24 protein-coding genes are annotated in these 20,860 nt (G+C 58.2%); 6 read left to right on the plus strand and 18 right to left on the minus strand.

What is annotated here, in order from left to right; translation table 11 throughout:
- Window position 1 precedes the first annotated feature (1 nt).
- Genes JFT87_RS00335 through JFT87_RS00345 form a run of 3 tightly spaced genes read right to left on the minus strand, consistent with a single transcriptional unit; the run spans window position 2 to window position 1,631 of the window.
- Window positions 2–715, minus strand: a complete 714-nt coding sequence (locus tag JFT87_RS00335) for a PilW family protein (protein WP_201198059.1) — start codon at window positions 713–715, stop codon at window positions 2–4.
- Window positions 712–1,161, minus strand: coding sequence for a type IV pilus modification protein PilV (pilV, locus tag JFT87_RS00340; RefSeq protein WP_201198060.1), 450 nt, complete (start codon window positions 1,159–1,161; stop codon window positions 712–714). Before pilV ends, JFT87_RS00335 begins: the two co-directional genes overlap by 4 nt.
- Entirely contained in the window at window positions 1,158–1,631 is a 474-nt protein-coding gene (locus tag JFT87_RS00345) for a GspH/FimT family pseudopilin (protein WP_201198061.1), read from the minus strand. The genes pilV and JFT87_RS00345 overlap by 4 nt, the downstream gene beginning before the upstream one ends.
- Window positions 1,632–1,760: 129 nt before the next feature.
- Here JFT87_RS00345 and JFT87_RS00350 point away from each other — a divergent pair, with 129 nt between their 5' ends.
- Complete coding sequence (locus tag JFT87_RS00350; protein WP_201198062.1) at window positions 1,761–2,315, plus strand: GspH/FimT family pseudopilin; 555 nt, start codon at window positions 1,761–1,763, stop codon at window positions 2,313–2,315.
- On the opposite strand, the gene ispH is transcribed toward JFT87_RS00350, so the two are convergent.
- From ispH to murJ, 6 genes are all read right to left on the minus strand, one after another.
- Complete coding sequence (gene ispH, locus JFT87_RS00355) at window positions 2,287–3,231, minus strand: 4-hydroxy-3-methylbut-2-enyl diphosphate reductase (protein ID WP_201198063.1); 945 nt, start codon at window positions 3,229–3,231, stop codon at window positions 2,287–2,289. The two genes, JFT87_RS00350 and ispH, sit on opposite strands and share 29 nt — an antisense overlap.
- Before the next feature lie 235 nt (window positions 3,232–3,466).
- A complete protein-coding gene (gene fkpB / locus JFT87_RS00360; protein ID WP_201194680.1) occupies window positions 3,467–3,904 on the minus strand; it encodes an FKBP-type peptidyl-prolyl cis-trans isomerase in 438 nt (145 codons plus the stop codon).
- A gap of 7 nt (window positions 3,905–3,911) precedes the next feature.
- Window positions 3,912–4,424 carry a signal peptidase II gene (lspA, locus tag JFT87_RS00365; RefSeq protein ID WP_201194590.1) on the minus strand — a complete coding sequence of 171 codons (513 nt, stop codon included), beginning with the start codon at window positions 4,422–4,424 and terminating at the stop codon, window positions 3,912–3,914.
- Window positions 4,417–7,248 (minus strand): isoleucine--tRNA ligase, encoded by a 2,832-nt coding sequence (gene ileS, locus JFT87_RS00370; protein WP_201198064.1) that lies wholly within the window; start codon window positions 7,246–7,248, stop codon window positions 4,417–4,419. Before ileS ends, lspA begins: the two co-directional genes overlap by 8 nt.
- Window positions 7,249–8,199 carry a bifunctional riboflavin kinase/FAD synthetase gene (gene ribF / locus JFT87_RS00375; protein ID WP_201198065.1) on the minus strand — a complete coding sequence of 317 codons (951 nt, stop codon included), beginning with the start codon at window positions 8,197–8,199 and terminating at the stop codon, window positions 7,249–7,251.
- 129 nt (window positions 8,200–8,328) lie between these two features.
- Entirely contained in the window at window positions 8,329–9,867 is a 1,539-nt protein-coding gene (gene murJ / locus JFT87_RS00380; protein ID WP_201198066.1) for a murein biosynthesis integral membrane protein MurJ, read from the minus strand.
- Between the two features lie 252 nt (window positions 9,868–10,119).
- Between murJ and rpsT the strand changes: the two genes are divergently transcribed.
- Complete coding sequence (gene rpsT / locus JFT87_RS00385) at window positions 10,120–10,398, plus strand: 30S ribosomal protein S20 (RefSeq protein WP_008154937.1); 279 nt, start codon at window positions 10,120–10,122, stop codon at window positions 10,396–10,398.
- Between the two features lie 184 nt (window positions 10,399–10,582).
- Here the strand turns inward: rpsT and JFT87_RS00390 are convergent, their stop codons facing one another.
- From JFT87_RS00390 to rplU, 5 genes are all read right to left on the minus strand, one after another.
- Complete coding sequence (locus JFT87_RS00390; protein WP_201198067.1) at window positions 10,583–11,047, minus strand: CreA family protein; 465 nt, start codon at window positions 11,045–11,047, stop codon at window positions 10,583–10,585.
- A 12-nt stretch (window positions 11,048–11,059) separates the two neighbouring features.
- A complete protein-coding gene (proB, locus tag JFT87_RS00395; RefSeq protein ID WP_201205034.1) occupies window positions 11,060–12,178 on the minus strand; it encodes a glutamate 5-kinase in 1,119 nt (372 codons plus the stop codon).
- A 124-nt stretch (window positions 12,179–12,302) separates the two neighbouring features.
- The gene (gene cgtA / locus JFT87_RS00400) at window positions 12,303–13,526 is read right to left on the minus strand and encodes an Obg family GTPase CgtA (protein WP_201198068.1); all 1,224 of its coding nucleotides are present in this window, start codon (window positions 13,524–13,526) and stop codon (window positions 12,303–12,305) included.
- Window positions 13,527–13,721: 195 nt separating this feature from the next.
- A complete protein-coding gene (gene rpmA, locus JFT87_RS00405) occupies window positions 13,722–13,997 on the minus strand; it encodes a 50S ribosomal protein L27 (RefSeq protein WP_046048788.1) in 276 nt (91 codons plus the stop codon).
- Between the two features lie 34 nt (window positions 13,998–14,031).
- Window positions 14,032–14,346, minus strand: coding sequence for a 50S ribosomal protein L21 (rplU, locus tag JFT87_RS00410; RefSeq protein ID WP_201198069.1), 315 nt, complete (start codon window positions 14,344–14,346; stop codon window positions 14,032–14,034).
- 240 nt (window positions 14,347–14,586) lie between these two features.
- Between rplU and JFT87_RS00415 the strand changes: the two genes are divergently transcribed.
- The 3 genes from JFT87_RS00415 (at window position 14,587) to JFT87_RS00425 (ending at window position 16,528) form a co-directional block, all read left to right on the plus strand.
- A complete protein-coding gene (locus tag JFT87_RS00415; RefSeq protein WP_201198070.1) occupies window positions 14,587–15,555 on the plus strand; it encodes a polyprenyl synthetase family protein in 969 nt (322 codons plus the stop codon).
- A gap of 167 nt (window positions 15,556–15,722) precedes the next feature.
- The gene (locus tag JFT87_RS00420) at window positions 15,723–16,064 is read left to right on the plus strand and encodes a zinc ribbon domain-containing protein YjdM (protein WP_201198071.1); all 342 of its coding nucleotides are present in this window, start codon (window positions 15,723–15,725) and stop codon (window positions 16,062–16,064) included.
- Between the two features lie 206 nt (window positions 16,065–16,270).
- A complete protein-coding gene (locus JFT87_RS00425; protein ID WP_201198072.1) occupies window positions 16,271–16,528 on the plus strand; it encodes a PA4570 family protein in 258 nt (85 codons plus the stop codon).
- Between the two features lie 116 nt (window positions 16,529–16,644).
- Here JFT87_RS00425 and JFT87_RS00430 read toward each other — a convergent pair whose 3' ends face one another.
- The 3 genes from JFT87_RS00430 to JFT87_RS00440 form a co-directional block, all read right to left on the minus strand.
- The gene (locus JFT87_RS00430; RefSeq protein ID WP_201198073.1) at window positions 16,645–17,262 is read right to left on the minus strand and encodes an FKBP-type peptidyl-prolyl cis-trans isomerase; all 618 of its coding nucleotides are present in this window, start codon (window positions 17,260–17,262) and stop codon (window positions 16,645–16,647) included.
- Window positions 17,263–17,382: 120 nt separating this feature from the next.
- Window positions 17,383–17,694: a DUF6482 family protein gene (locus tag JFT87_RS00435; protein ID WP_201198074.1), complete on the minus strand. Its 312-nt coding sequence runs from the start codon at window positions 17,692–17,694 to the stop codon at window positions 17,383–17,385.
- 135 nt (window positions 17,695–17,829) lie between these two features.
- Window positions 17,830–18,318, minus strand: a complete 489-nt coding sequence (locus JFT87_RS00440) for a TIGR00645 family protein (protein WP_201198075.1) — start codon at window positions 18,316–18,318, stop codon at window positions 17,830–17,832.
- 160 nt (window positions 18,319–18,478) lie between these two features.
- On the opposite strand from JFT87_RS00440, the gene JFT87_RS00445 reads away from it, so the two are divergent.
- On the plus strand, window positions 18,479–20,308 hold the full coding sequence (locus JFT87_RS00445; protein ID WP_201198076.1) for a hypothetical protein: 1,830 nt from the start codon (window positions 18,479–18,481) through the stop codon (window positions 20,306–20,308).
- A gap of 51 nt (window positions 20,309–20,359) precedes the next feature.
- Here JFT87_RS00445 and JFT87_RS00450 read toward each other — a convergent pair whose 3' ends face one another.
- Window positions 20,360–20,677 carry a PA4575 family protein gene (locus JFT87_RS00450; protein WP_201198077.1) on the minus strand — a complete coding sequence of 106 codons (318 nt, stop codon included), beginning with the start codon at window positions 20,675–20,677 and terminating at the stop codon, window positions 20,360–20,362.
- Window positions 20,678–20,860 lie beyond the last annotated feature (183 nt).

Here is a 20,860-nt window from a genome sequence, read left to right on the forward strand (position 1 = left end):
CCTACTGAAGCCGGTTGCGCAAAGCGGCAACCACGTTGAAAGTTTGATTGCGCACGCGGTTGTTGGGATCGGTCAGGGTCAAGGTCAGGCGAACACTGCGGATCAGCGCGGGGTTGGCCGGGTTGCTGCTGTAACTGGAGGCCCCCACGTCAGTGGTGCTGGTGGCGACACCGAACGACACGTTGAATGCGCTGACGTTGTTGACCAGCACCGCCTGGGTCGGCGTGCCGCTGCCGACGCCCATCAACAGTTGGTTGTTGCTGAAGCTGTAAATCAACCGGCGAATCGGGAAAGCCATTTGCCCGGAGGCCGGTGCCCGCACGCCCGTGTAGGCCGACGCACTGTTTCGACAGTCGGAAACTACCGTCCAGGTCGGCGTCCCGCCGTTACCACCCACATCTGCCGTGACCAGCGTGAGCTTGAGATTGGTGTTGTCCCAACTGATCGGCGCTAACTGACTGGCATTGAAATCACCCGCCGAACTGGCGTCAGTGACAGTCGTCAGGCAACCGAACATACCGACCCCGCGGATTTCCTGAATCATCTTGCTCAATACAAACCGCGCATCTTCCTGCATGCCGGCCGCGGTGTTCTGGCTGACGTAGGTGTTTTTGGCCGAGATGAAAATCTGCGCCACACCCAGCACCACGATCAGGCTCAGTATCAGCGCAATCATCAATTCGATCAGGCCAAAGCCTCGGCTGTAATGTTTCATGGTGTCGTCACCGGGTCGGCGGTGGCGCGACTGGTCAGAACGAAACTGCGACGCGTGTTGGCGACATTAGCGGCTCGCGAGTCATCCCAGGTGATGGTGATGGTGTACACCCGCAGATTCAGCGTAACGCTGCCAGTGGCGCTCGCACCGCCGAAGTTGACGATGTTGGTGGTGAAATCGTAGAGATCCTGATCCCGGGCAACGCTCAGGTTGCCCGACGTCGGAGGCGTGACGGTATAGTCGGCGCCGGAGTTGGCGCGGATGCGGTCCATCATGTCGTAGGCGATAAAACTCGCCTGGCTGGTCATTCGCGAGCTGTCGGTGTACTTGAGCGCGTTCAACTGAACCGCCGCCGCCCCCAACAACCCCACCGTCAGAATCAGCAACGCGACCAGTACCTCGATCAGCGTCATGCCCTCCTGAGCACCCTTGCTCCGTTCCCTCATCCGCAACTTCCACCCAGTAGAATCCGTCCGTTCAAGCACACATTCAGCGTCCTGCTCTGCGCCCCCAACACATAACTGATCACCACCGCCGAGGACGGTGCCGACAAACCGCCCAGATTGTTGAAATCGATGGTGGTCACTCCTGAGGTTAGCGTCAGAGTCGCACCGCTGCTCATCGCTGGAACAACCCGCAATACATTGGCCGGTGTGCCAGTACTGTCGTAGACCGTCAGTTCCCCGGTCCAGACGCTGCCACCCGCCGTTGGGCGCAGCCGCGTGGTAATGCCCCGGTCGATGGCCTCCAGCCGTGCGTAATTGAGCCCTCGCTGCAAGTCGCCGATCTCGGTATCGGCCCGGGTGCCTTGCACCGAACGGGTAAACATCGGCACGGCCATCGTGATCAGGATCAGAAAAACCGCGAGGGTGATCAGCACCTCGACCAGCGTGAAACCTTTTGTACGATGATCCATCGGTGCCCTCCGTTGCCGTCGGCTATACCTGCCCTTACACGCTAGAACATTCGACCGGCAGATGTACGGTTGTTTTGCCATTACTCGCGCAAGGATTGCGCGAACGCAGCATTCCACGGAGGGAAATACATGCATCAGCAAGGTTTCAGCCTGATCGAACTGCTTATGGGACTGGCAATTGCCGGGATTGTTCTATTGCTGGTCAGTCCGGCGTTTGCGGCGCTTACCGAATCGAATCATCGTGAGCAGGCCGCGCAATCACTGCTTGATGGCATCCGCACCGCTCGCAGCATGGCCATTACGCACAGTCAGAGCGTAGTCATCCACGGCATCAACGGCGATTGGAGCCAGGGCTGGCGGATCATTCTTGATCTTAGCGGCGAAGGTCCGAAGGACAGCAACAATCCTTTGTTGGTCGAACGCGCCAGTGACGGGCGAGTGCCGATTGTCGGCAATTGGTCGGTGAGTCGTTACGTGCGTTTCAGCAGTCTGGGACAACCGCTGATGCCCGGGCGGGCATTTCAGGCTGGGACATTACATATCTGCTCGACTCGCGAACCGGTCAGCCAGCAGCAGATCGTGCTGGCGGCTAGCGGTCGAGTGCGCCTGAGCAGTACAAAAACTGAGCAGGCGCTGTGTCAAAAAGCGCAGAACATCAAATCGAGCGCACGCGCAACTCTTTAGGCATGGAGAAGGTGATGTTCTCCTCGCGGCCGGCCAGTTCATCGGCACCGGTAGCGCCCCAGGCCTGCAACTGCTGGATCACGCCACGCACCAACACTTCAGGTGCGGAGGCACCAGCGGTGATGCCGATGCGCTCGACGCCGTCGAACCAGCTCTTTTGCAGGTCTTCGGCACCGTCGATCAGGTAGGCCGGTGTAGACATGCGCTCGGCCAGTTCACGCAAGCGATTGGAGTTGGAGCTGTTCGGGCTACCGACCACCAATACCACGTCGCACTCGTCGGCCAGTTGTTTGACCGCGTCCTGACGGTTTTGCGTGGCGTAACAGATGTCGTCCTTGCGTGGACCACCGATGGCCGGGAAACGCAAGCGCAGGGCATCAATGACGCGACTGGTGTCGTCCATGGACAACGTGGTCTGGGTCACAAACGCCAGTTTCTCGGGATTGTGTACTTGCAACGCAGCGACGTCTTTCTCGTCTTCAACCAGGTAGATCGCGCCGCCATTGCTGCCGTCGTACTGGCCCATGGTGCCTTCGACTTCCGGGTGACCGGCATGGCCGATCAGGATGCATTCACGACCGTCACGGCTGTAGCGTGCGACTTCAATGTGCACCTTGGTCACCAGCGGGCAGGTGGCATCGAACACTTTCAGGCCACGGCCGGAGGCTTCGGTACGCACAGCCTGGGAAACGCCGTGGGCACTGAAGATCACGATGACGTCGTCCGGCACCTGATCCAGTTCTTCGACAAAGATTGCCCCGCGGTTACGCAGGTCTTCGACGACGAATTTATTGTGGACCACTTCGTGGCGCACATAGATTGGCGGCCCGAAGACTTCCAGGGCGCGGTTGACGATTTCGATCGCCCGGTCCACGCCGGCGCAGAAGCCACGGGGGTTGGCGAGTTTGATTTGCATGCTGTGCCTCGTGTCTTGCGCGCAAGAAATTAGATCAATCACCCTTGTAGGAGCAAAGCTCTGTGTTGAGGGGATTTATCCCCGTTGGGGTGCGAAGCGCCCCCGAACCAGTCACCGCAATTCTCAATGAATGCACTGATAGGTCGACGACTGCTACGCAGCCGAACGGGGATAAATCCCCTCGCCACAAAGTTCGCTCTCGCAAAGTCCGCTCCCACATGGGTTGCGGTGTTACTTACAGCGATTTGACGTCGAAGATCTCGACTTCAAAGGTCAATGTCTTGCCAGCCAGCGGGTGGTTGAAGTCGATGGTCACTTGCTCGTCATCGAAGGTTTTCACCACACCGGGCAGCTCAGTATTGGCCGCATCGTTGAAGATCACCAGCAAACCCGGCGACAGCTCCATGTCCTTGAACTGCGAACGCGGGATGATCTGTACGTTTTGCGGGTTAGGCTGACCAAAGGCGTTTTCCGGCGCAATCGTCAGCGTCCGCTTATCGCCAGCCTTGAAGCCGAACAGGGCCGCTTCGAAACCTGGCAGCAGGTTACCGTCGCCGACCTTGAAGGTCGCCGGGGCTTTGTCGAAGGTGCTGTCGACGGTGTCGCCGTTCTCCAGGCGCAGTGCAAAGTGCAAGGTGACTTCCGTGTTCTGGCGGATGCGTTGCTCAGCCAATACCTGTTCAGTCATGAACGGTTTCTCCGGTCTTCTTACTTTTGAACATGTCCAGCGCGAGCATCACTGCCCCGACGCTGATGGCGCTATCAGCAAAGTTGAACGCCGGGAAATACCAGCGGTTCTGCCAATGCACCAGAATGAAGTCGATCACATGGCCCAGGGCAATGCGGTCATACAGGTTGCCCAACGCGCCACCCAGCACCAGCGCCAAGGCGACAGCCAGCCAGGTTTCGTTGCGGCCCAGGCGTTTAAGCCAGACCACCAGCACCGCACTGACCACGACGGCGATCAGCGCAAACAACCAGCGCTGCCAGCCAGAGCTGTCGGCCAGGAAGCTGAACGCCGCGCCGGTGTTGTAGGCCAGGGTCCAGCTGAACAAATCGGGGATCACCACGATTTGCTGATACATCTCGAGCTTGCCTTCAAAGTAGAACTTGCTGGCCTGGTCAATGACCAGGACCAGCAGGCTCAACCAGAGCCAGCTCAGCCGTCCGAAACGGCCAGCCGCGTTAGGCATAGTGACGAACCTCTCCAGCGCCGCTGATGTTGTCGACGCAACGACCGCAGATTTCCGGATGCTCCGGGTTCACGCCGACGTCTTCACGGCAGTGCCAGCAACGGGCGCACTTCGGGAAGGCCGATTTGACGATCTTCAGCTTCAGGCCGCTGACTTCAGTGGCTACCGCGTCGGCCGGAGCCTGTACGAATGGCGCAACGCTGGCGGTCGACGTGATCAGTACAAAGCGCAGTTCGTTGCTCAGCTTGGCCAGGTCGGCGCTCAGCGCCTCCTCGGCGAACAGCGTCACTTCGGCTTGCAGGTTGCCACCGACAGCTTTCGCTGCACGCTGGATTTCCATTTCCTTGTTGACCGCGACCTTCACCGCCATGATCCGCTCCCAGTAGGCGCGGCCCAGTTCAACGTTGTCCGGCAGCTCGGTCAGGCCTTCGTACCAGGTGTTGAGCATCACCGATTCGTTACGCTCGCCCGGCAGGTATTCCCACAGTTCGTCGGCGGTGAACGCCAGGATCGGCGCGATCCAGCGCACCAGCGCTTCGCTGATGTGGTACAGCGCGGTTTGCGCCGAACGGCGGGCCTTGCTGTTGGCGCCAGTGGTGTACTGACGGTCCTTGATGATGTCGAGGTAGAACCCGCCCAACTCCTGCACGCAGAAGTTGTGGATCTTGGAGTAGACGTTCCAGAAGCGGTATTCACCGTAGTGCTCTTGCAACTCACGTTGCAGCAGCAAGGTGCGGTCCACGGCCCAACGGTCCAGCGCCAGCATTTCTTCGGCCGGCAGGATGTCGGTGGCCGGGTTGAAACCGGTCAGGTTCGAGAGCAGGAAGCGCGCAGTGTTACGGATACGCCGGTAGGCGTCCGCACTGCGTTGCAGGATCTGGTCGGAAACCGCCATTTCACCCGAGTAATCGGTGGAAGCGACCCACAGACGCATGATGTCGGCGCCCAGAGTGTCGTTGACCTTTTGCGGCGCGATCACGTTGCCCAAGGACTTGGACATCTTGCGGCCCGACTCATCCACGGTGAAACCGTGGGTCAGCAGCTCGCGGTACGGCGCGTGGTTGTCGATGGCGCAACCGGTCAGCAGCGACGAGTGGAACCAGCCGCGGTGTTGATCCGAGCCTTCCAGGTACAGGTCGGCACGCGGGCCGGTCTCGTGGCCCATCGGGTGCGAACCGCGCAGGACGTGCCAATGCGTGGTGCCCGAATCGAACCAGACGTCCAGGGTGTCGCTGATTTTGTCGTAAAGCGGCGCTTCGTCACCGAGCAGCTCGGCAGCGTCCATCTTGAACCAGGCTTCGATGCCTTCGACTTCAACGCGCTTGGCGACTTCTTCCATCAGCTCGGCGGTACGTGGGTGCAGTTCGCCGCTTTCCTTATTCAGGAAGAACGGGATCGGTACGCCCCAGTTGCGCTGACGGGAGATGCACCAGTCCGGACGGTTGGCGATCATCGAGTGCAGGCGCGCCTGGCCCCAGGCCGGAACGAACTTGGTTTCTTCGATGGCTTTGATCGCCCGCTTGCGCAGGGTTTCGCCGGAAGTCGGCTCTTTGTCCATGCCGATGAACCACTGCGCGGTGGCGCGGTAGATCAGCGGGGTCTTGTGACGCCAGCAGTGCATGTAGCTGTGTTCGATGATGGTGGTGTGCAGCAGCGCACCGACTTCGGTCAGCTTGTCGACGATGGCCGGGTTGGCTTTCCAGATGAACTGGCCGCCAAAGAACTCCAGCGACGTCGCGTACACGCCGTTGCTTTGTACCGGGTTGAGGATGTCGTCGTTGACCATGCCATACGCTTTGCAGGTCACGAAGTCGTCCACGCCGTAGGCCGGTGCGGAGTGAACCACGCCGGTGCCAGCGCCCAGCTCAACGTACTCGGCCAGGTAAACCGGCGACAAGCGATCGTAGAACGGGTGACGGAAGTTGATCAGCTCCAGCTCTTTACCGGTGGTGGTCGCGATGACCGAACCTTCCAGGCTGTAACGGGCCAGGCACGACTCGACCAGCTCTTCAGCCAGTACCAGCAGTTTGTCGCCGACATCGACCAGGGCATAGTTGAATTCCGGGTGGACGTTCAGCGCCTGGTTGGCCGGGATAGTCCACGGGGTGGTGGTCCAGATCACGATCGAAGCAGGCTTGGCCAGCGACGGCAGACCGAAAGCGGCAGCCAGTTTGGCTTCGTCGGCAATCGGGAAGGCTACGTCGATGGTCGAAGACTTTTTGTTCTCGTACTCGACTTCCGCTTCAGCCAGGGCCGAACCGCAGTCAAAGCACCAGTTCACAGGCTTGAGGCCCTTGAACACGAAACCGCCCTTGACGATTTCGGCGAGTGCGCGGATTTCACCAGCCTCGTTTTTGAAGTCCATGGTCTTGTACGGGTTGGCGAAATCGCCCAACACGCCCAGACGGATGAATTCGGACTTCTGGCCTTCGATCTGCTCGGTGGCGTAGGCACGGCACAGTTCGCGGGTTTTGTCCGCGCCCAGGTTTTTGCCGTGGGTCACTTCGACTTTGTGCTCGATCGGCAGGCCGTGGCAGTCCCAGCCCGGAACATAAGGCGCGTCGAAACCCGAAAGGGTCTTCGAGCGGATGATCATGTCCTTGAGAATCTTGTTCAGCGCATGACCGATGTGAATCGTGCCGTTGGCGTACGGAGGACCGTCGTGAAGCACGAACTTCGGACGATCCTTGCCAATTTCGCGCAACTTACCGTACAGGCCAATGCTGTCCCAGCGCTGCAGAATCTGCGGTTCGCGCTGGGGCAGGCCGGCCTTCATTGGGAAGGCGGTGTCCGGAAGGTTTAGCGTGGCTTTATAGTCGGTCATTTAAGGCTCTTCATTAGCGATTGGCGCTAGGTGCGACAGGGCACGGGCGGCGGCGACATCCGCATTGATCGCCGTCTTAAGCGCCTCCAGAGAGGCGAAACGCTGCTCTTCACGCAGCTTGTGGTGGAAAACCACCGTCAAACGCCGGTCATACAGATCGCCGGCAAAATCTAAAAGATGCACTTCGAGGTGGGCTTTGCCATCACCTTGGACCGTTGGCCGCACGCCGATGTTGGCGACGCCTGGCCAGGTCTTGCCGTCGATGTCGACGTTGACCAGGTAAACCCCGGTCAGCGGCACGCGACGGCGCTTGAGTTGTATGTTGGCAGTTGGCGTACCGAGTTGGCGCGCCAGCTTCTGGCCATGCAGGACGCGCCCGGCAATCCGGAACGGACGACCGAGCAAGCGTTCGGCCAAGGCAAAATCGGCAGCGGCCAGGGCATTACGCACCTGGGTGCTGCTGACGCGAATACCGTCCAGCTCGACGGTTTGCGCAGCCTCGACGGTAAACCCTTGCAGGACGCCGGCCTGTTGCAGGAAATCGAAATCCCCTACCCGATCACAGCCAAAACGGAAGTCGTCACCGACCTCCAAATGCTGCACGCCCAGACCGTCTACCAGAATCGTATCGACGAATTCGCTGGCGCTGAGTTTGCTCAGGCGCTGGTTGAACGCCAGGCACAAGACCCGGTCGACCCCTTCGTCGGCCAACAGCTGCAGTTTGTCCCGCAACCGGGCCAGACGGGCCGGGGCCGTGTCTGGGGCGAAGAATTCCCGCGGCTGCGGCTCAAAAATCACCACGCAGCTGGGTACGTTCAACTCGAGCGCGCGTTCACGCAGCCGGGCCAGGATAGCCTGGTGACCACGGTGAACACCGTCAAAGTTGCCAATAGTGGCGACACAGCCCCGATGCTGGGGGCGCAGATTGTGGAGGCCTCGAACCAGCTGCATAACGCGCTTCTTGCTCATAAAGTGGTCGATTATAACCACACCCGGCGGCCGACGACAGGCAACACCGTAACCCAAAGTGATCGAGCCGACAAAACTGCCGGCCCGCCCGTGTTTATCGAGGTAAAGACCTCAGCTCAACGCCTTGCGATTGAAGTCGCGCAAACGGAAGCCCATCAACAGCAACATGCCGAAATAGGACACCATGCCTGCCACCACCAAGGCGCCCAGACGCAGGAAACGCTCAAGCATATGCCCCTGATCCCAGGCCGGCATGAAATGCATTCCGGTCAGCAATACCGCGGACATCACTAGCACAGCAATCACCAGCTTAAGGCCGAACTTCCCCCAGCCCGGTTGCGGTTGGTACATCTGTTGTTTGCGCAGTTGATAGAACAACAAACTGGCGTTAATGCAGGCACCAACACTGATAGCCAGTGCCAGGCCGGCATGGGCCAGTGGACCGATCAACACCAGGTTGAACAGCTGGGTAACAATAAGGGTGAAAATCGCGATTTTCACCGGTGTGCGGATGTTTTGTTGCGCATAAAAGCCCGGCGCCAGCACTTTGATCACGATAATCCCGAGCAAACCGACCGAATAAGCGATCAACGCCCGCTGAGTCATCGATGCATCAAACGCGCTGAACTGGCCGTACTGGAACAACGAAACGGTCAGCGGCTCCGCCAGAATCCCCAGTGCCAGGGAGCACGGCAACACCAGCACGAAGCACAGGCGCAGGCCCCAATCGAGGATTCGCGAATACTCGTGGCGATCCTTGCTGGCGTAAGTCTTGGCCAGGGTCGGCAGCAGAATCGTGCCCAACGCCACGCCCAGCACGCCGGACGGCAACTCCATCAAGCGGTCGGCGTAATACATCCACGATACAGAGCCGGCTACCAGGAACGAGGCGAAGATGGTGTTGATGATCAGGGAAATCTGACTGACGGAAACCCCAAGAATCGCCGGCAACATTTGCTTCATTACCCGCCAGACGCCGGTGTCGCGCAGATTCAGCCGCGGCAACACCAGCATGCCGATCTTTTTCAGATGCGGCAGTTGATAGAGCAGTTGCGCCAGGCCACCGACCAGCACCGCCCAGCCCAGGGCCATGACCGGCGGGTTGAAGTACGGCGTCAGGAACACCGAAAAGATGATCATGCTGACGTTCAGCAGCGTCGGCACGAAGGCCGGCACCGAGAAACGGTTATAGGTATTGAGGATCGCCCCGGCCAATGAGGACAGGGAGATCAATAAGATGTAGGGAAAAGTCACCCGCAACAGGCTGGACGTCAGTTCGAATTTTTCCGGTGTATCGGTGAAACCCGGCGCCGTGGCCCAGATAACCCAGGGTGCGGCGATCATGCCCAGCGCCGTCACCAGCGCCAGCACCAACGTCAGCAGGCCCGAGACGTAGGCAATAAAGGTTCGCGTCGCCTCTTCGCCTTTCTGGCTCTTGTATTCGGCAAGAATCGGCACGAATGCCTGGGAAAACGCCCCTTCGGCGAAGATCCGCCGTAACAGATTGGGCAGTTTAAAGGCGATAAAGAAGGCGTCGGTCGCCATCCCCGCACCAAATGTACGTGCGATGAGCGTGTCACGAACGAACCCCAGAACCCGGGAAAGCATTGTGATAGAGCTGACGGCGGCTAACGATTTGAGCAGATTCATTGAAAGAGTTTGTGCCTGTCGATAAACAGCAGGCGAACAAAGCGCCTACTTATGCGATACTCCGCGCCGCAGCAGCACAGAGCCAAAGCTCGCGAGTTTACAGGTCAAGCGCCGGAAATAAATATCCCGCCTCTTTATACCTACCACTTAGCGGAACGTCTCAACCGCCCTTGACAAGACATCAACTCATCGGCATGATTCGCGGCCTATTTTGTTTGCTATTTCCTAAAAAGTCTTTCGAGGAGCTCGACGGTGGCCAACACACCTTCCGCCAAAAAACGTGCAAAACAGGCTGAGAAGCGTCGCAGCCACAACGCCAGCCTGCGTTCCATGGTTCGTACCTACATCAAGAATGTAGTTAAGGCCATCGACGCAAAAGACGCTGAAAAAGCTCAAGCTGCTTACGTTCTGGCCGTGCCAGTTATCGACCGTATGGCCGATAAAGGCATCATCCACAAGAACAAGGCTGCTCGTCATAAGAGCCGCCTGAACGGTCACGTCAAGGCTCTGAACCTTGCTGTTGCCGCATAAGCGATAAGCTTGTTAAAAAACCGACCCTAGGGTCGGTTTTTTATTGCCTGCGATTTAGCAAATCCAGCACAAAAAATGTGGGAGCGGGCTTGCTCGCGAAGGCGGCGCATCAGTCGACATCTGCATTGACTGACACACGGCTTTCGCGAGCAAGCCCGCTCCCACATTCTGGATCTGCGCTAACTTATTGAGCGTGAGCCCATGGCAAGATCGGAATCGCCGTCACCGCATTCTGCGGGCTACCCTCGATCAAACGATCGCTATAGACCAGGTACACCAGCGTATTGCGCCTCTTGTCGAGGAACCGCACCACCTGCATGGTCTTGAAGACCAGCGAAGTGCGCTCCTTGAACACCTCTTCACCATCCTTCAGCTCGCCTTTGAAGCTGATCGGCCCGACTTGGCGGCAAGCCAAGGACGCTTCAGCGCGATCTTCAGCCAGACCCAAGCCACCCTTCACGCCGCCCGTCTTGGCGCGCGACAAGTAGCAGGTCACGCCATCGACCTTCGGATCATCGAAAGCCTCGACGACGATGCGGTCATTCGGGCCGACAAACTTGAACACCGTCGACACCTGACCAATTTCCTCGGCCGAGGCCAGCAGCGGCATTGCCAACAGCAGACCCAACAATCCTTTTGCCACGCGCATTGAGATATTCCTTCAGACCAGAATCAGGTTATCGCGGTGAACCAGCTCTGGCTCCGCCATGTAACCCAATAAACCGACAATCGCCTCAGACGACTGACCGATGATTTTTTGTGCCTCAAGGGCGCTGTAGTTAGCGAGACCACGAGCAATTTCGCGACCGTCTGGCGCCACACACACCACCATTTCTCCACGACGGAAACTGCCCTGGACCAGCTTGACACCCACCGGCAGCAAACTTTTATTGCCCTTGGACAATGCCGTTACCGCACCCTCATCCAGCACGAGGGTGCCACGGGTTTGCAGATGCCCGGCCAGCCACTGCTTACGCGCCGCCAGCAAGCCGCGCTCAGGCGACAGCAGGGTGCCGATGCGCTCGCCAGCCTTGAGACGATCCAGCACGCGATCAATGCGCCCACCGACGATGATGGTGTGCGCACCGGAACGTGCCGCCAGGCGCGCAGCACGCAATTTGGTCTGCATGCCGCCACGACCCAGCGCACCACCGGTACCACCCGCCACTGCATCCAGCGCCGGATCATCAGCGCGCGCTTCGTAAATCAGCTTGGCGCCAGGGTTGTTACGCGGATCAGCGTCGAACATCCCGTCACGATCGGTCAGGATCACCAGCAAGTCAGCCTCGACCAGGTTGGCCACCAGCGCCGCCAGCGTGTCGTTGTCGCCGAAACGAATTTCGTCGGTGACCACGGTGTCGTTCTCGTTGATCACCGGAATGACCTTGAGTTCGACCAGCGCGCGCAAAGTACTACGGGCGTTCAGGTAGCGCTTGCGGTCGGACAGGTCGTCGTGCGTCAGGAGAATCTGCGCGGTATGCCGGCCATGCTCGGCAAAGCTCGACTCCCAGGCCTGCACCAACCCCATCTGACCGATGGCGGCAGCCGCCTGCAACTCGTGCATTGCACTGGGTCGTACGGTCCAGCCCAGCCGACTCATGCCAGCAGCCACCGCCCCGGAGGACACCAGCACCAGCTCGACGCCCGCCTCATGCAAGGCCACCATCTGTTCAACCCAGACACCCATTGCCGCGCGATCCAGGCCCTTGCCGTCCGCCGTCAGCAAAGCGCTGCCGATCTTCACGACCCAACGCTGCGCACCTGTCACCTTGCTCCGCATCATCTTCAACCTTAGTTTGAGGACAGCGCGACCCAGCGCTGCCCATAACGTTATTCGGTGACTACCGATTTCCAGATACTAAAACGCCGCTCCAGAGAGCGGCGTTTAAGTTTATCGCAACGAATCAGTCACGCACGTAAATGATTTCCGGACCGTCTTCGTCATCCACATCTTCTTCGTCCCAATCATCGTCGCCGATGTCATGGACCGACTTCACGCCGGTGCGGCGCAGGGCACGCTGGTCATCCAGGGCCTGCAACTGAGCACGGGCTTCGTCTTCGATGCGCTGATCGAGGTCTGCCAACTCTTCTTTGTAGGCCGGGTCGTTCGCCAGGCGATCAGCACGATCTTCCATGTATCGCATGATGTCGTGGCACAGACGCTCGGTACCGAGCTTGGAGATGGCCGAGATCACGTAGACCGGACCGGTCCATTCCAGGCGATCAACGATCTCCTTGACGCGTTCATCGTGCTCTTCTTCAAGGATCTGGTCGCACTTGTTCAGCACCAACCAACGATCACGCTCAGCCAGGGACGGGCTGAACTTGGTCAGTTCGCTGACGATGACTTCAGCAGCATCTGGTGCGCTGGCGTCATCGAGTGGCGCCATGTCCACGAGGTGCAACAGCAGGCGGGTACGCGACAAGTGCTTGAGGAAGCGAATCCCCAGGCCCGCGCCGTCGGAAGCCCCTTCGATCAGCCCCGGAATATCCGCGACCACGAAGCTTTTCCAGCGATCGACAGAAACCACGCCCAGGTTCGGCACCAACGTGGTGAACGGGTAGTCAGCGACTTTCGGCTTGGCGGCCGACACCGAACGGATAAAGGTACTTTTGCCAGCGTTCGGCAAGCCCAGCAGGCCAACGTCGGCCAACACTTTCATTTCCAGCTTGAGATCACGCGCCTCACCCGGCTTACCCGGAGTGGTCTGACGCGGAGCACGGTTGGTACTGGATTTGAAACGGGTGTTACCCAGACCGTGCCAGCCGCCATGAGCCACCAACAGACGTTGGCCGGCCTTGGTCAGGTCGCCAATGACTTCCTGAGTGGCGGAGTCGATAACGGTCGTGCCCACTGGAACGCGCAGTACCAGCTCTTCACCTTTTTTACCGGTGCAGTCGGTGCTACCGCCGTTGGAACCGCGCTCGGCATCGAAGTGCCGGGTATAACGGTAGTCCACCAGGGTGTTGAGGTTTTCGTCGGCGATCATGTAGACCGAGCCGCCATCACCACCGTCACCGCCGTTCGGACCACCGTTCTCAATGAATTTTTCGCGACGGAAGCTCATGCAACCGTTGCCGCCGTCGCCGGCCTTTACTCGAATAGATACTTCATCAACAAACTTCATAACAAAACGCCTCTCGTCATACGGACGAGCCGAAAAACACTAAGACATAAGACTCTTGCAAAAATGAGCGCAGCGACCTCAAGCAACTACCGCAAATCCAGCTGCTTTCGCCCATCACAAACAGCTTTGCAAGAGACTCACCCCACAAACGAAAAAGCCCCGTCGCGAGACAGGGCTTTTCCAGCATCTACGTAATTATGCCGCGACGACTGCAGTCTTCGGGACAATGCTCACGTAACGGCGGTTGAAAGCGCCTTTTACTTCAAACTTGATCACGCCGTCGATTTTAGCGAACAGAGTGTGATCTTTACCCATGCCAACACCGTAACCGGCGTGGAATTGGGTGCCGCGCTGACGCACGATGATGTTGCCCGGAATGATAACCTGGCCGCCATACATCTTCACGCCAAGGCGTTTGGCTTCTGAGTCGCGACCGTTACGGGTACTACCACCAGCTTTTTTGTGTGCCATGAGTCAATTCTCCTAGTGAGGAATTAGGCTGAAATTAAGCCTGAATACCGGTGATTTTGATCTCGGTGTACCACTGGCGGTGGCCCATACGCTTCATGTGGTGCTTACGACGACGGAACTTGATGATGCGGATTTTATCGTGACGACCTTGGGAAATCACTTCAGCCACAACGGTAGCGCCTGCAACAACTGGAGCGCCGATGTTCACGTCATCGCCATCGGCGACCAACAGAACGCGATCAAAAGTAACGGATTCGCCGGTAGCGATTTCCAGTTTTTCGATCTTCAGGTATTCACCTGGGGCGACCTTGTATTGCTTGCCACCAGTAACAATTACTGCGTACGACATGGTATTTCTCCGATAATCCTGCTCACCCAGCTCTTTATAAGAAGAGGTATTGGCTGGCATGGCTGCATAGGGCTGGAAGGCCTGATTGCAATTGCGTAAGGCAGGTGCTGCCCAGGAAGTTCAGGGTGCGCGATTGTACGCAAGCTGCCGAAGTGTTGCAAGAGGCCGTCCATCGCGCCTTGACAGGTCCGGACGTGGGTCCTAGCATGCCGCGCAACCCTTCTGGAGCAACTGTCGCTGATGCAACCCCAAGCTTTCTACCGCGCGGTGGCGGACGATTTTAGCGCCGTCGACGGCATCATCAAGAAGCAGCTGACTTCCCGAGTGCCGCTGGTATCGAAAATCGGCGACTACATTACCTCGGCCGGCGGTAAACGCCTGCGTCCTCTACTAGTGTTGCTGTGTGGCAAGGCCCTGGGTCGCGAAGGCGATGACTTGCGCCTGCTGGCCGCCACTATCGAGTTCCTGCACACCGCCACCCTGCTGCATGACGACGTGGTCGACATGTCCGGCATGCGCCGTGGCCGTTCGACCGCCAACGCCATGTGGGGCAACGCCCCAAGCGTGCTGGTCGGCGACTTCCTGTATTCGCGCTCCTTCGAAATGATGGTCGAACTGGGCTCCATGCAAGTCATGAAGATCCTTTCGCAAGCCACGCGGATCATCGCCGAAGGCGAAGTGCTGCAGCTGTCGAAGATCCGTGACGCCAGCACCACCGAAGAAACCTACATGGAAGTCATCCGCGGCAAAACCGCGATGCTCTTCGAAGCTTCGACCCACAGCGCAGCAGCCCTGTGCGAAGCCACCCCGGAACAGAGCGAAGCGCTGCGCACCTTCGGTGATCACCTGGGCGTAGCCTTCCAATTGGTCGACGACCTGCTGGATTACAAAGGTGATGCGGAAACCCTGGGCAAGAACGTCGGTGACGATCTGGCCGAAGGCAAGCCGACCCTGCCGCTGATCTACACCATGCGCGAAGGCACACCCGAGCAGGCTGCACTGGTACGCCAGGCGATCCAGAAAGGTGGCATCGAAGACCTGGAAAGCATCCGCGGGGCCGTTGAAGCTTCCGGTTCGCTGGAATACACCGCGCAACTGGCCCGTGATTACGTGGCCCGTGCAATCAAATGCCTCGACGCCCTGCCGGCCAGCGAATATCGCGATGCGCTGGTCGAGTTGAGCGAGTTTGCGGTAGCCCGCACGCACTGATTGCAACCACAGCAAGATCAAAAGATCGCAGCCTTCGGCAGCTCCTACAGGGTACACATTCCCATGTAGGAGCTGCCGAAGGCAGCGATCTTTTGCTGTTAGCCCCCTCCCCATAGAAACCCTATACAATGTGCGACTTTTAGCGATCCTCAAACCAAGGAGCCTTAGTGAGCACGTTGCCACCCTGCCCGAAATGCAATTCCGAATACACCTACGAAGACGGCGCACAACTGATCTGCCCGGAGTGCGCCCACGAATGGACCGCCGGCGGCGAAGCTGAAGTGGGGTCCGATGACACCGTGAAGAAGGATTCGGTGGGCAATGTCCTGCAAGACGGCGACACCATCACCGTGATCAAAGACCTCAAGGTCAAGGGCACCTCCCTGGTGGTCAAGGTCGGCACCAAGGTCAAGAACATCCGCCTGTGCGATGGCGACCATGACATCGACTGCAAGATCGACGGCATCGGCCCGATGAAGCTCAAATCCGAGTTCGTCAGAAAAGTCTGATTCTGCTGTCTTCCATCCCGCGCCCGGCGTGGGATGGTGCTTCGCCCTCCCCCGCTTCGCCCAGCAATCCCTCGCAGTAGCCAAACGCCAGTCGTTTTGACCCTACGCAATCTTTACCCATAAAAAAACACAAGCCGCCAATAGGCCCTTGCTATTTTATGAATAAGAATTATTCTCATTGAAACCAATCAATGGAGATGAGACCCATGACTTATTTGATCGATGCCTGGCTGGACCGCCCACACCCTTACCTCAGGATCCTGCATCGGGAAACCGGGGAAGTTTGTGCGGTACTTGAAGAAGAAGCCTTGAACGAGTTGCAGGATCAGGGTGACCTGGACGTCAGTGGCTTGAGTTCCAGCGAGCCGGTAGTGCTCAAGGAACTGGTGCGTAATCTGTTTCTGTTCTGCTATGCCCGGGCGTTGCGCCCGACCAATGAACTGCACCATAAGCTCGAAATATGAGTAACGCTAAAAACCCTGTAAGAGCGAAGCTTGCTCGCGAACCAGGCAACTCGGTTCCAACTTGAAACCGGGTTGATGCCTTCGCGGGCAAGCCTCGCTCCTACAGGATCACGGTCTTACAGAACGTCGAGCAGCTCGACGTCGAATACCAGTACGCTGTGCGGCGCAATGCTGCCAACGCCTTGAGCGCCGTAAGCCAGTTCGCTCGGCACGTACAGACGCCATTTGCTACCGGCGTTCATCAGTTGCAGGGCTTCGGTCCAGCCAGCGATCACGCCGCCAACCGGGAATTCTGCAGGCTCGCCGCGCTCGTAGGAGCTGTCGAACACAGTGCCGTCGATCAGGGTGCCGTGGTAGTGAGTGCGCACTTGATCTTCACGGGTCGGCTTGGCGCCTTCACCTTGAGTCAGTACTTCGAATTGCAGGCCGGAAGCCAGAGTGGTGATGCCGTCACGCTTGGCGTTTTCAGCCAGGAATGCCAGGCCTTCGCCAGCAGCGGCTTCAGCTTTGGCAGCCGCTTCGGCTTGCATGATCTCGCGGATCACTTTGAAGCTGGCGGACATTTCTTCCTGACCCACACGGCTTGGCTTGCCGGCGAACGCGTCAGTCAGGCCAGCCAGGATCGAATCCAGGTTAACGCCCGGTGGCGGGTTGTCGCGCAGTTGGTCGCCCAACTGACGGCCGATACCGTAGCTGACGCGAGTTTCGTCGGTGGACAGATTTACTTCGGACATGACACTGCTCCGCTGTGCGGACAGCCCTGGAACGTGCCGTGCGTGCACAGCGCATCCCGGAGCGCCCGGAACCAAAAGGGCGAGCAGACTAGCACAGATGCCGTGGCATTGATGAGGGCGTCAGTGCTGCCATGTACTACGAAAGGCGATCGGCACCTTCAGGCTTTCCTGCACACTGTCGCCGAGCCCGCACATTTCGTCGTGAACCGAAGTGTGCACAAGGTTGAACTGTACGGCGGGACAGGCGTGGAGCACTTCGCGGGCATGCTCGACCGAACGCAGGTGAAACATCTGGCCGCGGGCATCACTCAGCGGATACGCCGCGCCATGCATGCGCGCCTCCAGCAGGTAGATCCCGCCTTCCAGTGAGATCAGGTTCAGCTCATCGACCTTCCCGGCGATCGCGTAGGCATTCAATTCTTGCAAGTTCATGAGCGCACCTCACGCTATGGCGAGTCAGGACGTCTACAGGGATAGGCCGGTGCGCACCAAAGCACAAGCCACAAACGCCACCGCCCGTCTGTTTCACAACAGACGGGCGGCGCTATTACAGCGATCAAAAAATGATCAGTGCTTGGTCAGCTTATCCAGATAACCCATCGCAAACGCCGACACCACGAAGGTCATGTGAATGATCACGTACCACTTCAGATGCTCGGGATCGACGTTCTTGGCGTCCATGAAAATCCGCAACAGGTGGATCGACGAAATCGCCACGATCGAGGCGGCCACTTTCATCTTCAGCGAAGACGAATCCATGGTGCCCAACCAGTTGAGTTTCTCTTTGCCCTCGTCAATGTCCAGTTCGGACACGAAGTTCTCATAGCCGGAGATCATCACCATCACCAGCAAGCCGCCCACCAGCGCCATGTCGATCAACGACAGCAGCACCAGGATCAAGTCCGATTCCGCCATCGAGAAGACGTTGGGGATGACATGGAAGACTTCCTGGAAAAACTTCAACGCCAGCGCCAACAAGCCCAGGGACAAACCGAAGTAGATCGGCGCCAGCAGCCAGCGGGAGGCGTACATTGCATTTTCGATAAAGCGTTCCATTGAATCTCACACAAGGGCTGGTAAATGGCGGCGAGTATAACAGCCGCCCATTACACCCAGAAACCGCCCAAAAATCCGCAACCTGCGCGTGTATGACGAAGTTTTTCTGCTAGTGTCCAAACCAATGACAGATTAGCGATACCGGACAGGAAGACAGGAAATGGATGTGCGATTACCTTTAACGAGTGCCGTTTTTGGCGTGCTGCTACTGCTCAACGGCTGCTCACCCGCCGATGAAAAAAAGACCGTCAGCCTCGAAGAAAGGACCGCGCAATTCGAGAAATCCCTGGATGCCATTGCGGATCAGAAGCTCAAGGACGCCCTCGCTGACCTCGGCGGCTCGCTGCTGTTGCTTGAACGTGCAGAACTGAAGCTCAAGGCCAAACCGATTGAGACCGAGTATGGCGATGACGCCATGCTCCTGCTCAAACACTACCCAACCCCTCAGGCGCTGGTCGATACCTACCTCAATGGCCTGTTTGTGCTGCGTAAAACCTCAAGCTCCGATTACCTGACCGATCTGTCGCCAGTGTTCCCTTTCAGCTTCACCATGCCTGCGCAGTTCCCTTTCCCCCACGGACTGGAATGGCAGTCAGTAACCCTTAGCAACAAAAAAGTGATCCCTTTCCAGCCCGAATGGTCGGAAACCGATCCGGGCATTCAGCTCAGCCCCTCGAGTTCCAACGTCGATAATCCGGACGATCTGACGGTGACCTACCCTTTCATCGAAGGTCTGGAGGTCGACAACAAAAAACAACCGCAACCGTTGATGCTCAAAGGCAAAGCTGAAGTGATCGCCCCGCGTCGTTTGTACAGCTTCGACCTGACGAAAAAGGATGTCGGCCAGACGCGCACCAACGACAACCTCAGCGTCAAACTGCTGAAGCTTGAAAAGAACTACGCCGAAGTCGAATTCAGCAACAGCCTGCCGCTGGCCCCGGAAGTGGCCGGCGCCCAACTCAATCCGCTAATCGTTCAGGCTCGCGACACCACCGGGCAATATCTGGTGCGCGCCGGGTCGATCAACGAGAGCCCGGAGCAGGTGTCTTTCTACGAGAAGCAACTGGCGCAGTTGCAACAGCAGAAGAGCTGGAGCGATATCCTGGAAAAGCAGTTGAACGACGATCAGCAGACGTTTGAGCAACAGCACCCGAAACGCTACAACAAGGTCTATTTCAATGGCCCCATCGAGACACTAGAAGTCAGCGTGCTGGACTTCTCCGCCGTCACCGTGAGCCGTAAAAAGCTGGATCTGCCGATTCGCGCCTTCAATCAGCACACCACTGATAAAGCCATTCAGGCACTGGACCCATCGGTGGTGGTATACGACGATCAAGCCGCTAACTGGCTCAAGGGCGCGACGCTGACGGAGGAGCAACTGAAAGCCGGCATCCGTATCCATCAATCCGTGGAAGAACCGAGCGCCGCGCGCATCGAGTTCTCTCACCGCCGAACTTTCAACGATGAATTGCTCGGTGACGACTTCAATCCAGGCGAGAGCCCGGTGACGTTCTTCACCGAAAAACACAATGGCAAACTCGACGAGCCAATCGAACTGCCGCCCGAGGCTTATCAGGTCGATCCGCTGCGCGCGACGATTACCTATGACCTGAATCTGTTTCCGGAAACCCCGGCGATTGCCGTCGGTTCGATGCCGCTGTTTCTGGCGACAGTGGCGCAGCAAGCCTACGACGCCAAGGCATTGCCCAAAGGCCTGGAGATCAGGAACAACATGCTGGTGGTGGATCTGAAACTGTTCCCGGCCAACGAATGGCGGTTTTTCGTCAAGGACGACAGCGGCAATTACCTGAAACAGATTCTCTCGGTCAGCCATGACGCCAGCGCAGAAGGCCCGGCGTTGTTTGGAGTGCATTACTTTTATGGCCGTCCAACGCGCGTGGAGACCTATCAGCGGACAGACCTCGCCACCGTGCAATACGGCTTTGAGGTCAAACTCGACAAGGCGTCGTTGCCTGAGACTGCGCCTTGAAGAGTACAGTCAAAAGATCGCAGCCTGCGGCAGCTCCTGCATGGGGAGGAGTTAATTGAGGCTGCGACAACGGCCGCCGTTGATTTCCCGCAACTGGGCTTGCAGGTGCAGGCACCAGATTTGTGGGTCATCGGCCAGCTCGTAGCCATGTAGCGTCAGGCTTTCAACGATGGTGTCGAGGATGGATTCAGCCACGAATGGGCCATGGAACGGGCCTTGGGCCTTGATGGCTGATGGCTGTTCGCCGGCCATTCCGGCGGCGAAGAGTAAGGTCCACATACCCGTATCTCCCGCCAATGGGCGGATGGCGCACTCGATACGGGTCACAAGACCCAGGCATTGACGGGTGAGGCAGAGGTTGCGCGACATGGCGGCGACCCTCGGTAGATCCGGTATTCAGCCCCCATGGGAAGGCTGTTTCGATCCAGTGATTACTGTCCTTATCCTTGAGCTGAGAATAGAGGAAAAGTTCGCTTTGCAAGCAAAGCGAAACCAGAAGGCGCCGAATGGTCATTGTGTGAATATTGACGCCAGACTGATGGCACTTCTTCG

The organism is Pseudomonas sp. TH15, from assembly GCF_016651105.1.
Lineage (GTDB): Bacteria > Pseudomonadota > Gammaproteobacteria > Pseudomonadales > Pseudomonadaceae > Aquipseudomonas.

Bases quoted from the DNA above. Each gene is read 5' to 3' on its own strand.
- JFT87_RS00335 (WP_201198059.1), bottom strand. From the start codon at position 715: ATGAAACATTACAGCCGAGGCTTTGGCCTGATCGAATTGATGATTGCG.
- pilV (WP_201198060.1), bottom strand. From the start codon at position 1,161: ATGAGGGAACGGAGCAAGGGTGCTCAGGAGGGCATGACGCTGATCGAG.
- JFT87_RS00345 (WP_201198061.1), bottom strand. From the start codon at position 1,631: ATGGATCATCGTACAAAAGGTTTCACGCTGGTCGAGGTGCTGATCACC.
- JFT87_RS00350 (WP_201198062.1), top strand. From the start codon at position 1,761: ATGCATCAGCAAGGTTTCAGCCTGATCGAACTGCTTATGGGACTGGCA.
- ispH (WP_201198063.1), bottom strand. From the start codon at position 3,231: ATGCAAATCAAACTCGCCAACCCCCGTGGCTTCTGCGCCGGCGTGGAC.
- lspA (WP_201194590.1), bottom strand. From the start codon at position 4,424: ATGCCTAACGCGGCTGGCCGTTTCGGACGGCTGAGCTGGCTCTGGTTG.
- ileS (WP_201198064.1), bottom strand. From the start codon at position 7,248: ATGACCGACTATAAAGCCACGCTAAACCTTCCGGACACCGCCTTCCCA.
- ribF (WP_201198065.1), bottom strand. From the start codon at position 8,199: ATGCAGCTGGTTCGAGGCCTCCACAATCTGCGCCCCCAGCATCGGGGC.
- murJ (WP_201198066.1), bottom strand. From the start codon at position 9,867: ATGAATCTGCTCAAATCGTTAGCCGCCGTCAGCTCTATCACAATGCTT.
- JFT87_RS00390 (WP_201198067.1), bottom strand. From the start codon at position 11,047: ATGCGCGTGGCAAAAGGATTGTTGGGTCTGCTGTTGGCAATGCCGCTG.
- proB (WP_201205034.1), bottom strand. From the start codon at position 12,178: ATGCGGAGCAAGGTGACAGGTGCGCAGCGTTGGGTCGTGAAGATCGGC.
- cgtA (WP_201198068.1), bottom strand. From the start codon at position 13,526: ATGAAGTTTGTTGATGAAGTATCTATTCGAGTAAAGGCCGGCGACGGC.
- rpmA (WP_046048788.1), bottom strand. From the start codon at position 13,997: ATGGCACACAAAAAAGCTGGTGGTAGTACCCGTAACGGTCGCGACTCA.
- rplU (WP_201198069.1), bottom strand. From the start codon at position 14,346: ATGTCGTACGCAGTAATTGTTACTGGTGGCAAGCAATACAAGGTCGCC.
- JFT87_RS00415 (WP_201198070.1), top strand. From the start codon at position 14,587: ATGCAACCCCAAGCTTTCTACCGCGCGGTGGCGGACGATTTTAGCGCC.
- JFT87_RS00425 (WP_201198072.1), top strand. From the start codon at position 16,271: ATGACTTATTTGATCGATGCCTGGCTGGACCGCCCACACCCTTACCTC.
- JFT87_RS00430 (WP_201198073.1), bottom strand. From the start codon at position 17,262: ATGTCCGAAGTAAATCTGTCCACCGACGAAACTCGCGTCAGCTACGGT.
- JFT87_RS00435 (WP_201198074.1), bottom strand. From the start codon at position 17,694: ATGAACTTGCAAGAATTGAATGCCTACGCGATCGCCGGGAAGGTCGAT.
- JFT87_RS00440 (WP_201198075.1), bottom strand. From the start codon at position 18,318: ATGGAACGCTTTATCGAAAATGCAATGTACGCCTCCCGCTGGCTGCTG.
- JFT87_RS00445 (WP_201198076.1), top strand. From the start codon at position 18,479: ATGGATGTGCGATTACCTTTAACGAGTGCCGTTTTTGGCGTGCTGCTA.
- JFT87_RS00450 (WP_201198077.1), bottom strand. From the start codon at position 20,677: ATGTCGCGCAACCTCTGCCTCACCCGTCAATGCCTGGGTCTTGTGACC.